The organism is Paraburkholderia dipogonis, from assembly GCF_046027395.1.
In the GTDB taxonomy this organism is placed as follows: domain Bacteria; phylum Pseudomonadota; class Gammaproteobacteria; order Burkholderiales; family Burkholderiaceae; genus Paraburkholderia; species Paraburkholderia dipogonis_A.
Genome location: NZ_JAQQEG010000031.1, coordinates 74,511 through 89,226, shown reverse-complemented (window position 1 = coordinate 89,226; position 14,716 = coordinate 74,511). Strand labels below are relative to the sequence as shown.

The window sequence follows — 14,716 nt, the reverse complement described above, 5'->3', positions numbered from 1 at the left end:
GTTGACAATGCGCATCTCCAGCACGCAGTACTTCAACATGAACGTCGCGACGATGAGCGATCAGCAAGCTCAGTTGTCGCAGTTGTATGCCGAGATTTCGAGCGGCGTGAGCCTTTCCACGCCGTCGGACAATCCACTCGGCGCGGCGCAGGCCGTGCAGTTGAGCTCGACGGCGACGACCCTGTCGCAATACACGACCAATCAGGGCACCGCGCTTGCCTCGCTGCAGCAGGAAGACACCACGCTCGGCAGCGTCAACACCGTGCTGCAAACCATTCATACGCTGGTGCTGCGCGCCGGCGACGGTTCGCTGAACGACGGCGACCGCGGTTCGATCGCGACGCAACTGCAAAGCTTGCGCAGCCAGTTGATGACGCTCGCCAATTCGACCGACCCGCAGGGCAACTACCTGTTCGCCGGCTACCAAAGCAGTGCGCAGCCGTACACCACGAATTCGGCCGGCGTCGTGACCTATTCCGGCGACACCGGCACGCCCGGCGTGCAGATCACCGACTCGCACGTGGTGCAGACCGGCGACAACGGCATTGCGATCTTCGGCAGCGTTGCGCCGATCGGCACGAGCTCCGTGCCGGCCGCGAAAACCGGCAACACCGGCACGGGCGTGATCAGCACGGTGAGCCTGAACAACCCGACCGATCCGACCAACGCGGACAAGTATTCGATCGACTTCTCCTCGGCGACCACCTATACCGTGAGTCAGACCGATCCGGCTACCGGCGCGGTGACCACGAGTGCGCCGCAAGCGTTCACGGCCGGTTCGGCGATCACGGTCGGCGGCCAGTCGGTGTCGATCACCGGCGCGCCGAACGCGGGCGACAGCTTCACGGTGACGCCGGCCACGCAAGGCAGCATGGACGTGTTCGCGAATCTGAGCCAGTTGATCACCACGCTGCAAACGCCGGTGTCGGGCGGCGCTTCGACGGCCAGCTTCCAGAGCGCGCTGACCACCAGCATGACCCAGCTCGAGAACACGATGAACAATGTCGTGACGGCGCAAGCGGCAGTGGGTGGCCGCGAGCAGGAAGTGCAGGCATTGCAGACGGTCACGCAGACCAACACGCTGCAGACGTCGAGCAACCTCGCGGATCTGACGCAGACCGACATGGTCAAGACGATCGGCAAGTACACGATGACGCAGGCCGCACTACAAGCGGCGCAGCAGGCGTTCGCGAAGATTCAGAACATCTCGCTGTTCCAGTACCTGAGCTGATAGCACGAGCAGTCTGAAACGAGGAAGGGCGGAATCCGGTGTGAGCCGGTTCCGCCCTTCTTTTGTTTTTGCGTGCGCTGTATTCCGCAGTCGATGCTGGTTCGCGAACTCGTCAGCATGTAACGGCCGTCCCGATCATTTCACCGGGTTACTCAATTCACTTAATGCGTTGCGGCGGTTTTACCAAGCGATGTGCTATTCGCCCGGACATCTTCGGCAACATACCGCGCCCCAGGCTGAGTCGATCAGGGTTGCGCAGGCCCAAGCGATGAAAAGCGCTAAGAGCCCGCCGAGATGTAATCAGTCGCATATGACGCGACCGTCAAGATTGATATGGCAAAAAACCAACCGGCCCATTTCGAGGTAGACCAGCGCTTCCATGCAACTGCATTGACAAGACCCAGGAGCACGGCCGGCCCCGACAGGTATGCGAGAAGAAGCACCGCGTCCCACCACGAGACAGCGCATTTACCGAGTTCGTGGCATGTAGCTCCGGACGCATCGGAACGATGTGACCATTGAGTGTGACTGAATGCATATAAACATGCCCATGTCAGGAATAGACCGCAAAAAGAGCCGACCAACGCGACACCAAAGCGCTTCACTTGATCTCGATACAAGCGCGCCCGTACTCTGGCTCATCGATGTTTGCAAAAAAATACGTCGTTTCGTTCTTCTCGTGTCCCGGCATTCTCAATGTCTCCCGTATGGAATAAGCCACATGTACGGAATTGTGTGTCGTGGCTAAGCACACCTATCCCGTAATCCATTTGGGCGGATAGCAGAGAGATCAGGTATCCGACAAGTCCGAAAAGATGGACATTCTTGTAACGATTTGTCGATGTCTGATGTGGGCCAGTCCGGCGACCTGGACACGCGATTTTTTGTCGGAGGCGTGGAAGTCACGACCTAAGGCGGCAACCTATACCGCTAGTGCCGACTCGAATGCAAAATGCCCGCTCCGGGCGGGCATAAAGATTAGCGACTTGCTGCAATGTATCGACGCAAACGCCGCGTGGCGCCCATAGTCAATACCTCACTACCTGAACCCCGCCGCCACGCGCCCCATCTGATCGAGACCGACGTCGAAGAGCCGTATGAAGAACGGAATCATGTTCGGGGTCATCAGTTGCAGAAGCAGCATGCCGATCAGCATGGTCAGCGGGAAGCCGATCTGGAATACGCCGATTTGCGGCGCGGCGCGATTCAGAATGCCGAGCGAGAGATTGGTGATGAGAAGCGCGGCGACCACCGGCAGCGACAGCAGCAGCCCCGCCGAAAACACCGTACTGCCGAAGTTCGCCAGCGTGCGCCAGCCGGGCGCGCCGAGAATGTTCGCCGACACCGGCACCGACTGAAACGTGGCGAGCAGCGCACTGATCATCTGCAAATGGCCGTCGATCACCAGAAACACCAGCATGGCGATGGTGTTCATGTAGCTCGACAGCACCTGGCTCGAACTGGCCGCCTGGGTGTCGAAAAAGGTCGCAAAGCCGAGACCCATGCCGAGACCGACGAAGTCGCCCGTCGCGCTGATCGCCTGAAACACGATCTGCATGGTGACGCCGAGCGCGATGCCGATCAGGAACTGGTTGACGATGATCCAGACGCCCTCGGCGGAAAACACCGTGACTTGCGGCAGCGCGCCGAGCGTCGGCGCGACGATGATCGTGACGAAGGCCGCGAGGCCGATCTTCACGCGCATTGGCAGCGAACGGTTGCCGAGTACCGGCGCGGTGGCGACCAGCGCGAGGATGCGCACGAACGGCCACAGGAACGCGGTGAGCCAGGCGTTCAGTTGCGCGTAAGTGACGGAGAACATCGCGGGTCGGAAGGGAAGGTGAGGACCGGCGCCGCGCTCAGTTGACGAGCGTCGGAATGCTGGTGAGCGTCTGGCGCAGATAGTCGAGCATGGTCGTGAGCATCCACGGGCCGGCGATCACCATCGTGACGGCAATCGCGAGCAGCTTGGGGATGAACGACAGCGTGCTTTCGTTGATCTGCGTGGCGGCCTGGAACAGGCTCACCACCAGACCGACCACCAGCGCGACCAGCAGCAACGGCGCGGCGAGCAGCAGGCCGACATACATGGCCTGGTGCGCGAGCGTCATGACGGATTCTTGATTCATGGCGATGGGACCGGAAGCGTGAAGGGCGCGGGGCGTGGTTAAAACCCGCGGTTAAACGAAGCTCTGCGCCAGCGATCCGAGCAGCAACTGCCAGCCGTCCACCAGCACGAACAGCATCAGCTTGAACGGCAGCGAAATGGTCGCGGGCGACACCATCATCATACCCATCGACATCAGCACGCTCGCCACCACCATGTCGATGATGAGGAACGGAATGAAAATCGTGAAGCCGATCTGGAAGCCGGTTTTCAGTTCGCTCGTCACGAACGAGGGCACCAGCAGCGACAGCGGCACGTCTTCCGGACCTTGCATCGGCGCGGCGTGCGAGATGCGGGCGAAGAGCGCGAGATCGCTTTCGCGGGTCTGGCGCAGCATGAACGTCTTGAACGGGGCGAGGCCGCGGTTCACCGCGGTTTCCATCGGGATCGTGCCGTCGGAGAACGGCTTGTAGCCGTCAGTGTAGGCCTTGTCGAGCACCGGCGACATGACGAACAACGTGAGGAACAGCGCGAGTCCGACGAGCACCTGGTTAGGCGGCGTCGTGGTCGTGCCGAGCGCCTGGCGCAGCAGCGAGAGCACGATGATGATGCGCGTGAAGCTGGTCATCATGAGCACCATCGCCGGCAGGAACGACAGCATCGTGAGCAGCAGCATCGTCTGCACGCTCAGCGAGTAGGTCGTGCCGCCGTTCGGGCCAGGGCTCGTGTTGAAGGCCGGCAAGCCGGCGGCCTGCGCGAACGACACTGTCGGCAGTGCGAGCATCAGCGCCGGCAATGCGACGGGTGCGAAGCGGCGCATAGCGGAAATCACTTTCGAGGTGATACGGGACATGCGAGCGGATTGCGCGTGACGCGTCGAAGGAAGACTGAACTGCATTACCGAACCCCGCCGCCTTGCCCGTTGAAACGTTTGCCCACTTCGCCTTTCAAAGCGTCGCGAAAGCGTTGGCCGAAGGTGCCCGGCAGTGCCGTGCCCGTAGCCGGCGTGTTTGCCGGACCGGGTTGCGTGGCGCCGAGCGGATCGATGGCGGCCGAACCTGCCGGCATCGTGTGAAGCAGACGGACATTGCCGGGCGCCGTGCCGAGCACGAGCCACGTATCGCCGATCTCGACCACCGCAACCCGCTCCTTGCCGCCGAGCGAGGCGCCGCCGACCGACTTCACGATGCCGCCGCGGTTCGCCGGCTGCAAGCCGAAGCGGCGAGCGAGCCATGCGCAACCGAACACCAGACCGATCACGACCAGCAGGCCGACAATGGTTTGCAATACCGCGCCGACGCCAAGCGCCGGAACAGCCGTGCCCGCGCCGACGCCCGAGGCGATCTTCGCGGCGTTGTTGACCGCGTTCATGTCCGCCGCATGAGCGGCCGACGGTGCGAGCAGCGCGAAAATCGACGCCGTGGCGCATAGCGCCGCCACGACGTTCGCCGCCCGTGCAGCGCGAGTCAGAACAGTGCGCGACACGGCGCGACCGGCAACGCGTTTCATCGATTCAACTTCCGGATACGTTCGGACGGCGTGATGATGTCGGTCAGACGGATACCGAACTTGTCGTTCACCACCACCACCTCACCCTGTGCGATCAGGCAGCCGTTGACCAGCACGTCCATCGGTTCGCCCGCCATGCCGTCCAGTTCCACCACCGAACCTTGTGCGAGTTGCAGCAGGTTGCGGATCGCGATCTTGGTGCGGCCGAGTTCGACGGTCATCTGAACAGGAATGTCCAGGATCATGTCGATGTCGTTGCGCGTCGAAGTCGGCTCGACTTTCGACAGCGGCTGGAACACGCCCGCCGTCGTCGCGCTGACTTCCGTATTGTCGTTCTGCTCGGCCAGCGCGCTGGCCCAGTCCGCCATGGCCGCGTCGTCTTCGGCGGCGGCTGCGTCGGCGGCAAATTGCGGCGCGCCAGCGGCCAGTTCGGCCTCAGTCTTTGCGTTCAGGTCACTCATATCCACCTTCCTTCATCGTGTCGGCTGCGCTGATCATCTTCTGGACCCGCAACGCGTATTGACCATTGAAAATTCCGTAGCCGCACTCCATCACCGGCACGCCATCGACCTTCGCCGTGATGTGTTCGGGGATGTTGATCGGCAGAACATCGCCTTTGCGCATGTTCAGGATCTGTTCGAACGTGACCGGCACTTGAGCCAGGTCGGCGGTCAGTTCCACTTCCGCTGCCTGCACCTGTTGCGACAGCACGCGGACCCAGCGGCGGTCGACTTCGAGCGCCTCGCCCTGGATCGGCGACGACAGGATGTCGCGGATCGGTTCGATCATCGAGTACGGCATGCAGATGTGCAGCGTGCCGCCCGTCGTGCCGAACTCGATCGAGAACTGCGTGACGATGACAATTTCGTTCGGCGTCGCCACGTTGGCGAATTGCGTGTGCATTTCCGAGCGCACATATTCGAACTGCAGCGGACGTACGCTTTTCCACGAGGCCGTGTAGTTGTCGAACACCAGGTTCAGCAACTTGTTGATGATGCGCTGCTCGGTCTGCGTGAAATCGCGGCCTTCGACGCGGGTATGGAAACGCCCGTCGCCGCCGAACAGGTTGTCGACCACGAAGAACACCAGGTTCGGATCGAACACGAACAGCGAGGTGCCGCGCAATGGCTTCACGTGGACCAGGTTCAGGTTGGTCGGGATCGGCAGGTTGCGGGTGAATTCGCTGTACTTCTGCACCTTCACCGGACCGACGGAGATTTCCGCCGAGCGCCGCATGAAGTTGAAAATACCGACGCGCAACAGGCGCGCAAACCGGTCGTTGATGATTTCGAGGCCGGGCATCCGGCCGCGGACGATGCGTTCCTGCGTCGCGATGTTGTAGGGCCGTACGCCCGCACGGTCGCTTTGCTCGGCTTCCGAGTCGGTTTCACCGGTTACGCCCTTGAGGAGGGCATCGACCTCCTCCTGGGACATGAACTCTTCGTGGCCCATTCCTTATTCCTCGTGCGTCCCGTGGCGGTTGATGATGGCAGCGCTGATTAACGTCACGACCGGCGTCACTGCACGACGAATTCGGTGAACAGCACGTCCTGGACATGGATCGGCGCGGCGCCCTTGTCGGTGGGCTGCTCGATCAGCGTGCGCAGTTCCGTGGCGAGCGCGCGCTTGCCTTCGAGCGGCGCGAGTTCGTCAGGGTGCTTGTTCGAGAGTGCGAGCAGGATGCGGCTGCGCACTTCCGGCATGTGGTCGGTGAGCTCTTGCTGGGTCTTTGCGTCGGTGAGTTTTAGCGTCAGGCCGATGCGCAGGAAATGCTGCTGCCCGTCGTCTGATTGCAGATTCACGGTCATTGATTCGAGCGGGAAGAATAGTGGCGCGGCGAGGGGCGCTGGCGTGCCGGCGGTTTCGGCTGATGCGGCGGCGGGGGCGCGCTTCGACATGAAGAACCACACGCCCGCGCCGGCTGCGCCCGCGGCAATGATCGCAATCAGGACGATCAGGATGATGCGCTTCATCGGGCCCGGTGATGCGGGCGCGGCTTGCTGAGGTGCGGTTGTGGTTGCCATGAGGTTTGCTTTGCTTTGCCTTTAGTGCTGGTGAGGGTGATTGTTGTTGATTTGCTCGCGGCGCGATGGGTCGAAAAGAAGGGGGATTGAGGGTTATCTCTGGTTTTTGGTTTTTTGTTGGCCTTTCCCTTCAGGTCGTTGTGGGCTGTTGGTCTTTCCTTGAGGTCGCTGTGGGCTGTTGGCCTTTCCTTGAGGTCGCTGTGGTCTATTAGCGTTGCCCCTGTGCGGGGCGGCACCTACTTTCTTTGCCGCGGCAAAGAAAGTAGGCAAAGAAAGCCGCTTCACACCGCTAGCTCATAAGCGGGCCCCTCGCGCAGTCGCAGTAGTGGTGCATCTGGAATCAGTGTTCTCGCGCATTCCGCGTGAGTGACAAGGCGCTCATTCCTCCGGCGGCGCTGCGCGCGCCGTCCCGGTACTGCACCTAACCGCACGATGCAAATCGGCGCCCTTTGGTGGGCGCCGCTGACCAATTATCCGCAAATCAAGTTCGGCAAATGCCTTGGCGCGCGGCGAATGCCAGCGCCTAAGGCATCAACATCAAGCAAATGTGTCGACCAGGCCTACCGTGCGGCGTACCGGTACATTGACCGCCGTGTCGATCGAGTCCGCGCCGCTGCTGCCGCCAAACAATCCGCTCCCGCTGCTCGAGCGGCCGCCGGAACGGCCGGAGTCGGCGCTCTGCTGTTGGCCGCTCTGGCGCGCAAAGCCATCGCTGACGCTCGCGCTTCCCAAACCGATACCGTTCGATTCCATCGCCTCGCGCAACTTCGGCAGCGCGGCTTCGACGGCTTCGCGCACGGACTGGTGTTGCGATACGAACAACGCATGTGCATGGTTATCGGCAACCTGCAAGACAACCTGTAGCGGCCCCAGATCCTTCGGGTTCAAGGTGAGCTCGGCGCTCTGCGAATGTGCGTTCGACAGAAACACGACCTTCTGACTCAACGCGTCTTCCCAGTCGGTCGTGCCGACCTGCGGTGACAGCGCGTTCGCTGCTTCCGCCGCGCCGGCGTTGCCAGTGGTCTGGACGGCCGCCGCCGTGCTCGCGGCGCTCGCCGCGGCTTGCGATGCGGCGAGCGCCGCTGTTGCCGCATCCGTCGCGCTCTTGAAAGAGGCGAGATCGTCGGCTTGCGTGCCCCCGCCTGCCGTTGCCGTCAATGCGTCAGCCGCCGCTTTTGCGGCCGCGGATGGGTCGGCCACGGTCGTCGCCGCCGTCGCCATCGCGGCTTTCGACGCAGTCGATCCCTTGCCGTCGCCGAACAGGCCGGCCGCCAACGTCTTGCCGTCCGCAGTGCCATTCAGCCCCGCGTTCGTACCAGCCAGGCCGTTTGCCGAGGTCGCGGCGTTCGCGCCTGCGCCGCTAGCCAGCGCCTGCGCGGGAACGCCCTGGCCATTCGCCAATGCTGCCAGCGCCGCCTGCAGCGCGTCTTGCAATGACTTCGGATCGGTGGCGGTGGATTTCTTGCCCGGCGTGCCGCCCGTCGTGGTGTCCGTGGTCGTGCCGGGTAACGCGGCCGCGGCATCGGTCAATGCTGCTGCCGGGTCTGTGGTTGTCGGCGTATTGGCGCTGTTCGCGTCGGCCTGAGCTTGTGCCTGGGCCTGGGCGGCAGCGGCCGCCGCCGCGGTGCCCGCGTCGGTCTGGTTCGCCGTGGTGCCGGTTTTCGCCGGCGTGGCGTTCGTCTTGTCGGTCGAAGCCTGTTGCGTATCGCCCGACGATGCCGTGGACGAAGCCGAGTTTGTCGGCTTGCTGGTGTCCTTGCTGCTTGCGTCGTCCGCGCTCTTCGGCGCAGGGTCGGCCGGCGGCGGCGCGTCGTGCACGCTCGACGAAGACGGCGACGATCCAGAAGACGCTGCAGCTGCAGCCTGCTGCTGGCTCGCGCTCAACGCAGCCGCGCTGTTCTGCTGGTCGATGCTCTGCTGCAAGGTTTGCGAGAACGGTTTGGCATTCGCCGCAGCGGCCATGGCCGCGCTGGTGGACGTGCTGCTGGCGGAGCCGAGCAGCGAGCCGATCTGTGAAAGAAGCGACATAGGGAATCCTGTCAATCGGTCAAACGAGGTGTTCAGTCAATCGAGACGGCGCTCGTGCGCCTGATGCACGTCAGGCGCCTTCGGCGCGCATCCTCAGAATCCGGGCGGCATGTTCGTCGGCGTCGCGCTGATCGCGCCGCGCCGTGGTTTTGGCTTCGGCGGCTTCGCCGCGCGCCTGCAGCACTTCGTACGAGCCCAGCTTCTGCTTCTGACGCTGCCAGTCGGGCTTGGCTGCCTCGACGCGCGCGTTGGCCGTCACCAACAGGTTGCGCTGCTGTTCAATGGCGGCGTCGAGCGTGTCGATGAATGCCTGGAAATTGCGCATATTGCCCGCGGGCATGCCGGTCTGGGCAGTCGCGGTGAAGCGCGCGTGGTATTCGTCGCGGTACTGCACGAGGGCGTCGAGCTGCGACTGCACGTCGTTGCGCTCGCGCTGCGCGCGGCCCAGACGTTGCGCGGCGGCGTCCACATCGTCCTGGGCGAGGCCGATGAGGGTCTTGATCGGAAAATGTTTCGCCATCGTCAGCCTCCTTGGGCAAACAGCGCGTCCAGCATTTCGAGACTCGGTTCAAAGTTCGCGCACTCGCGAAAACCTTGCTGCAAAAATGCTTCCATCCGCGGATACAGTGCAATGGCGCGATCGAGCAGCGCGTCGCGCCCGCTCGAATACGCGCCGACGTTGATCAGATCGCGGTTGCGCTGATAGCGCGACAGCATCTGCTTGAACATACGCGTCTTGTCCAGATGGTTATCGTCGATCAGCGCGGTCATTGCCCGGCTAATCGACGCTTCGATGTCGATGGCCGGATAGTGACCGGCTTCAGCCAGCGAGCGCGACAGCACGATGTGGCCGTCCAGAATCGCCCGCGCGGAGTCGGCGATCGGATCCTGCTGGTCGTCGCCTTCAGTCAGCACCGTATAGAACGCGGTGATCGAGCCGCCGCCCGCCGGGCCGTTGCCGGTCCGCTCGACGAGCGCCGGCAGCTTGGCGAACACCGAAGGCGGATAGCCCTTGGTGGCGGGCGGCTCGCCCACGGCCAGCGCGATCTCGCGCTGCGCCATCGCGTAACGGGTCAGCGAGTCCATCAGCAGCAGCACGTGCTTCCCCTGGTCGCGGAAATATTCAGCGAGCGACGTCGAATACGATGCGGCCTGCATGCGCAGCAGCGGCGAGACGTCGGCCGGCGCGGCGATCACCACGGAGCGCGCCAACCCTTCCTCGCCGAGAATCTGCTCGATGAATTCCTTCACTTCACGGCCGCGTTCGCCGATCAGTCCGATCACGATCACTTCGGCGCTGGTATAGCGCGCCATCGTGCCGAGTAGCACCGATTTACCGACGCCCGAACCGGCGAACAAGCCCATGCGCTGGCCGCGGCCGACAGTCAAGAGCGCATTGATCGCGCGCACGCCGACGTCGAGCACCTTGTGAATCGGTTCGCGGTTCAGCGGATTGATGACCGGCGAGGACAGCGGCGCGTCGGCATGCGCGCCGAGCGGACCGAGTCCGTCGAGCGGACGGCCGGAGGCGTCCAGCACGCGGCCAAGCAATTCCCAGCCGACCGGCAGACGTTTGGCGCCCGCCATCGGATCGGCGATCGGCGCGCTTTCAAGCGGAAAAACGCGTGCGCCGGGCAGCAAGCCGATCACTTCGGTGGTCGGCATCAGAAACAGTTTGTCGCCGGAGAAGCCGACGACTTCGGCTTCGGCCATCGGCAGCGAACTGCCTTGCGGCAGTTCGATCATCACTTCGGCGCCCACGGAGAGACGCAGGCCCACGGCTTCGAGCACCAGGCCGGCGGCACGCGTGAGACGTCCGCAAGCGCGCATCGGCTTGGCGATCGCGTTGCGCGCGCGCAGTGCGTCGAGGCGGCCGCGCCAGGCTTGCATGTGCGGATTGCTGTCGAGCGCGGGATCGTACGGGGCGTGGGCGACAGCGGCGGAAGCGGGGCTCGCAGCAGCGGCAACGCGGCTCGCGGCGGCGCCCGTCGTCGGATGGGCATGCGCCGGATCGCGCAAGGCGGCTTCGATCGCCGCGACCGCAGCCGCGGCGGGTGTGACCGCAGCCGGTACTTCCGCGAGCGCCTCGGCGCCGAATGACGCCAGCGCCAGTTCGCGTTCGAGCGGCGTCAGGTCGCTTGCGCGGATCTCTTCGAGCGTCGGCTTCACCATGTGCTCACCTTGCCGAGTGCGGCGGCCACGCGCTCCCAGCGCGTGTCGATGCCGGCGTCCACTTCACCGGTGTTGGCTTGCGCGCGGCAGCCGCCGCGCTCCACCGCCGGATCGGTACGCACAGTCCAGCCGCGCGTTTGCAGTTCTTCCATCAGATACGCTTCGACCACCGGCAGATCGGCGGGACTCACGATCAAAGCCGGTGCGCCGACCAGCGTGGGTTCGGCGGCCAGCACCTCACGCGCGGCGGCGATCAGCGCGGTCGGGTCGTGCTGCACATGCTGGCGCACCACCTGTTGCGCGATGTCGAGCGCGAGCGCGACCAGCGTTTCGGAGATTGCGCCTTGAGCGCCGTCGAGCGCGGCCTTGAAGGTTTCGGCCAGCGCGGCGATCCGCGCGGCTTCTTCGCGTGCTTCGCTCTGGCCTTGCTCGAAACCCTGCGCGTGACCTTGGTCGTAACCGGCCTGATAGCCGAGCGCCTGCCCGGCCACGTGGCCGGACGCGATGCCCTGCGCATGCGCGGCGTCGCGCATGCGTTCGAGTTCGGCTTCGAACGCGCCGTCGTCGACTTCGGGTTCGGGCGGTGCCGGCGGCACCGGATCGAACGAGGCCATCTCCCAGCGCTGGTAGGCCGAGAGGCGTTCCTTCGCTGCGGAGTTCTGATCAGACATATGCATCTTCGGCCTTGCCGCCTAGAACGATCTGGCCGCCTTCGGCCAGGTTGCGCACGATCTGCAGGATGCGGCGTTGCTGCGTCTCGACTTCGGAGACGCGCACCGGACCGCGCGCGTCGAGGTCTTCGGCGAGCAGTTCGGCAGCACGCTGCGACATGTTCGACAGGAACTTCTGGCGCAGCGCGGGCGGCGCGCCCTTCAGCGAGATGATCAACGCCTCGGACTCGACTTCCTTCAGCAACAGCTGGATCGCGCGGTCTTCCAGATCGAGCAGGTTCTCGAACACAAACATCTGATCAATGATCTTCTGCGCGAGTTCCGCGTCGTACTGGCGAACGTTCTCGATGACGCCTTCTTCATGATTGCTCGACATGAAGTTGAGAATTTCGGCCGCCGTGCGGATGCCGCCCATCGGGCTGCGCTTGAGGTTGTCGCTGCCGGACAGCAGGCCGGTCAGCACGTCGTCGAGTTCGCGCAGCGCGGCCGGCTGGATGCCGTCGAGCGTCGCGATCCGCAGCAGCACGTCGTTGCGCAGCCGGTCCGTGAAGCAGGCGACGATTTCGGACGCCTGATCGCGGTCCAGGTGAACGAGGATGGTCGCGATGATCTGCGGATGCTCGTTCTTGATGAGCTCGGCGACCGCCGCGGAGTCCATCCACTTGAGGCCTTCGATACCGCTGGTATCGCTGCCCTGCAGAATCCGGTCGATGATCGCGCCGGCCTTGTCGTCGCCGAGCGCCTTGGTCAGCACCGAACGGATGTACTCGTTCGAATCCAGCGACATGCCGGTGTGCTGCTCGGCCTCGCGCACGAACTCCTGCAGGACTTCGTCGACCTGCTCGCGGGTCACGCTCTTCAGTGCGGCCATCGCGACGCCGATCTTCTGGACTTCACGCGGCCCGAGGAACTTGAACACCTGCGCGGCTTCTTCTTCGCCGATCGACATCAGCAGGAGCGCGCTCTTCATTACGCCTTCAGCGCTCATCGGACACCCAATTTTTCACGACGGTTGCAACGATCTTCGGATCCTGGCGCGCGATGTTGCGCGCGAATTCCAGGTTCCGCTCATATTTGTGCTTGGAGCTTTCGAGGGCGAGCAGTTCGCTGTCGGTTTCCAGTTCGGCGACCGAGCTGCCGCTCGCGCCCGCGCGCTCGGCGGCGGGAATGCCGTCCAGCAGGATCGGCTCGTCCGGCGACGCCAGCGCCGCGACGGCGGCCGGCTCCGGCGGCGGGAAAGCGCGGCGCAGCGCCGGCTTCACCATCACGAAGTAGAGGAACAGGGCGACCGCGCCAATGCCGAGGTAAGTGGCGATCTGCTTGGCGAGCGCGATCATGTCCGGCGTGCGCCACCACGGCAGGTCGGCGTTCGGGTCGACTTCGGTGGTGAACGGGCTGTTGACCACGTTGACCGAGTCGCCGCGCGCCTGGTCGAAGCCCATCGCGTCCTTCACCAGCTGGTTGACCTGTGCGAGCTTGTCGGCGGTGACCGGCTGCATCGTGGCGTGGCCCTTGCCGTCGACCACGCGCAGATAATTCACCACCACCGCCACCGACAGACGCTTGATGCCGCCCATCGGCTGTTCGAGATGGCGCACCGTCTTATCGAGTTCGTAGTTGGTGGTCGCGTCCTTGCGGTCGCTGACCGGCGTGGTCGTCACGCCGCTCGCGCCGTTCGGCGCGTTGATCGGCGCCGAAGCCGGTTGCGGCGGCTGGTTAGACAGCGCGCCCGGCACGCCCGAAGCGCCGCCTTGCGACATTTCGGTGGCGCTGCTCGATTGCTGGCTGCGGATCGCCGCCTGTTGCGGGTTACCGTTCGGGCCGTAGCTTTCCGAGGTCTGCTCGCTGTGCGAGAAGTCGATGTCGGCGCTGACCTGCGAATGCGCGTTGCCCGAGCCGAACAGGGGCGCCAGGATCGCGTCGATGCGCTGCTGGGTGCTGCGCTCGATCTGCTGGCGGTACTTCAGTTGCGAGGCGTCGAGTCCACTGCCGGTGGACGGCTGCGTCAGCAGGTTGCCGTCCTGGTCGAGGATGGTCACGCCCTTCACCGGCATATCCGGCACCGCCGACGACACCATATGGGTGATCGCCAGCACCTGGCCTTCGTCGAGCGCGCGGCCCGGGTAGAGGTTGACCAGCACGGAGGCGGACGGCGCTTCCTTGTCGCGCACGAACACGGACGGCTTCGGAATCGCCAGGTGCACGCGCGCCGACTTCACCGACGAAATCGATTCGACCGTGCGCTCCAGTTCGCCTTCCAGCGCGCGCTGATAGTTGATCTGCTCGGCGAACTGGCTGATGCCGAACTTCTGGTTGTCCATCAGTTCGAAGCCGACCGAGCCGCTCTTGGGTAAGCCCTGCGATGCGAGGCGCAGACGCATTTCATGCACCTGTTCGGCCGGCACGAGGATCGCGCCGCCGGCGTCGGAGAACTTATAGGGGATGTTGGCGGCCTGAAGTGCCGTGATGATGGCGCCGCCGTCGCGGTCCGACAGATTGCTGTAGAGCACCTTGTAGTCCGGCGCCCGCGACCACAGGAACAGCCCCGCCACGATGGCGACCAGCAGCGCCACCGCGAAAATCAGCGGAGCGCGCGGGTTGCCGCGCATTTGCGCGAGGCCTGACAGGCGCTGACCGAAGTTGCCGCCCAGGTTGCTCCCCAAGCCGCCGAGGTCTGCTGCGCCGCCGGCCTGGCCGGCACCGGCCGCACCGGCGCCAGGCTGCGCGCCGGCGAGGCCCATGCGGGCGTCGGGGTTGATCAAAGAGTTGGCTGACGAATCCATGCGTCGGGTTTCTCCGGGATGCCTTTTGCGTTCCGCCCGCTGCCGCACCGAGGGTCGGCGGGCGCACGGACAGAGACTTTCACCATCGAAATTATCCGCAGCGCGGCTCAACCCGATTGCTTGAATAGAGCCGGGTTTCCCCCCTAGTTTCGGGGCTTTCCCGTATGGCCCGCTGCTATGCTTTCGTCCAG

General features: G+C 64.2%; 14 protein-coding genes. 1 reads left to right on the top strand and 13 read right to left on the bottom strand.

All coding sequences use genetic code 11. The features are described 5' to 3' along the window. Positions 1-7: 7 nt before the first annotated feature. Positions 8-1,231: a flagellar hook-associated protein FlgL gene (gene flgL / locus PQR32_RS28560; protein ID WP_408234860.1), complete on the top strand. Its 1,224-nt coding sequence runs from the start codon at positions 8-10 to the stop codon at positions 1,229-1,231. A gap of 1,039 nt (positions 1,232-2,270) precedes the next feature. Here flgL and fliR read toward each other — a convergent pair. The 13 genes from fliR to fliF all read right to left on the bottom strand — a co-directional run bounded on the left by fliR (position 2,271) and on the right by fliF (position 14,525). Continuing rightward, on the bottom strand, positions 2,271-3,053 hold the full coding sequence (gene fliR / locus PQR32_RS28555; RefSeq protein ID WP_408234857.1) for a flagellar biosynthetic protein FliR: 783 nt from the start codon (positions 3,051-3,053) through the stop codon (positions 2,271-2,273). Positions 3,054-3,090: 37 nt separating this feature from the next. Next, positions 3,091-3,360 carry a flagellar biosynthesis protein FliQ gene (gene fliQ / locus PQR32_RS28550; protein ID WP_408234854.1) on the bottom strand — a complete coding sequence of 90 codons (270 nt, stop codon included), beginning with the start codon at positions 3,358-3,360 and terminating at the stop codon, positions 3,091-3,093. Between the two features lie 51 nt (positions 3,361-3,411). After that, the gene (fliP, locus tag PQR32_RS28545; RefSeq protein ID WP_408234851.1) at positions 3,412-4,191 is read right to left on the bottom strand and encodes a flagellar type III secretion system pore protein FliP; all 780 of its coding nucleotides are present in this window, start codon (positions 4,189-4,191) and stop codon (positions 3,412-3,414) included. 44 nt (positions 4,192-4,235) lie between these two features. After that, positions 4,236-4,847, bottom strand: coding sequence for a flagellar biosynthetic protein FliO (gene fliO, locus PQR32_RS28540; RefSeq protein WP_408234848.1), 612 nt, complete (start codon positions 4,845-4,847; stop codon positions 4,236-4,238). After that, a complete protein-coding gene (gene fliN / locus PQR32_RS28535; RefSeq protein ID WP_408234845.1) occupies positions 4,844-5,308 on the bottom strand; it encodes a flagellar motor switch protein FliN in 465 nt (154 codons plus the stop codon). The genes fliO and fliN overlap by 4 nt, the downstream gene beginning before the upstream one ends. Next, the gene (gene fliM, locus PQR32_RS28530; RefSeq protein WP_408234842.1) at positions 5,301-6,299 is read right to left on the bottom strand and encodes a flagellar motor switch protein FliM; all 999 of its coding nucleotides are present in this window, start codon (positions 6,297-6,299) and stop codon (positions 5,301-5,303) included. The genes fliN and fliM overlap by 8 nt, the downstream gene beginning before the upstream one ends. A 65-nt stretch (positions 6,300-6,364) precedes the next feature. After that, positions 6,365-6,871 (bottom strand): flagellar basal body-associated protein FliL, encoded by a 507-nt coding sequence (fliL, locus tag PQR32_RS28525; RefSeq protein ID WP_408234839.1) that lies wholly within the window; start codon positions 6,869-6,871, stop codon positions 6,365-6,367. A 537-nt stretch (positions 6,872-7,408) separates the two neighbouring features. Then, positions 7,409-8,899 carry a flagellar hook-length control protein FliK gene (locus tag PQR32_RS28520; RefSeq protein WP_408234836.1) on the bottom strand — a complete coding sequence of 497 codons (1,491 nt, stop codon included), beginning with the start codon at positions 8,897-8,899 and terminating at the stop codon, positions 7,409-7,411. A gap of 70 nt (positions 8,900-8,969) precedes the next feature. Beyond that, on the bottom strand, positions 8,970-9,419 hold the full coding sequence (gene fliJ / locus PQR32_RS28515; protein WP_106284820.1) for a flagellar export protein FliJ: 450 nt from the start codon (positions 9,417-9,419) through the stop codon (positions 8,970-8,972). A gap of 2 nt (positions 9,420-9,421) precedes the next feature. Continuing rightward, entirely contained in the window at positions 9,422-11,071 is a 1,650-nt protein-coding gene (fliI, locus tag PQR32_RS28510; protein WP_408234833.1) for a flagellar protein export ATPase FliI, read from the bottom strand. Then, entirely contained in the window at positions 11,065-11,748 is a 684-nt protein-coding gene (gene fliH / locus PQR32_RS28505; protein ID WP_408234830.1) for a flagellar assembly protein FliH, read from the bottom strand. Before fliH ends, fliI begins: the two co-directional genes overlap by 7 nt. After that, positions 11,735-12,730: a flagellar motor switch protein FliG gene (fliG, locus tag PQR32_RS28500; RefSeq protein WP_408234827.1), complete on the bottom strand. Its 996-nt coding sequence runs from the start codon at positions 12,728-12,730 to the stop codon at positions 11,735-11,737. The genes fliH and fliG overlap by 14 nt, the downstream gene beginning before the upstream one ends. After that, positions 12,720-14,525: a flagellar basal-body MS-ring/collar protein FliF gene (fliF, locus tag PQR32_RS28495; protein ID WP_408234824.1), complete on the bottom strand. Its 1,806-nt coding sequence runs from the start codon at positions 14,523-14,525 to the stop codon at positions 12,720-12,722. Before fliF ends, fliG begins: the two co-directional genes overlap by 11 nt. Positions 14,526-14,716 lie beyond the last annotated feature (191 nt).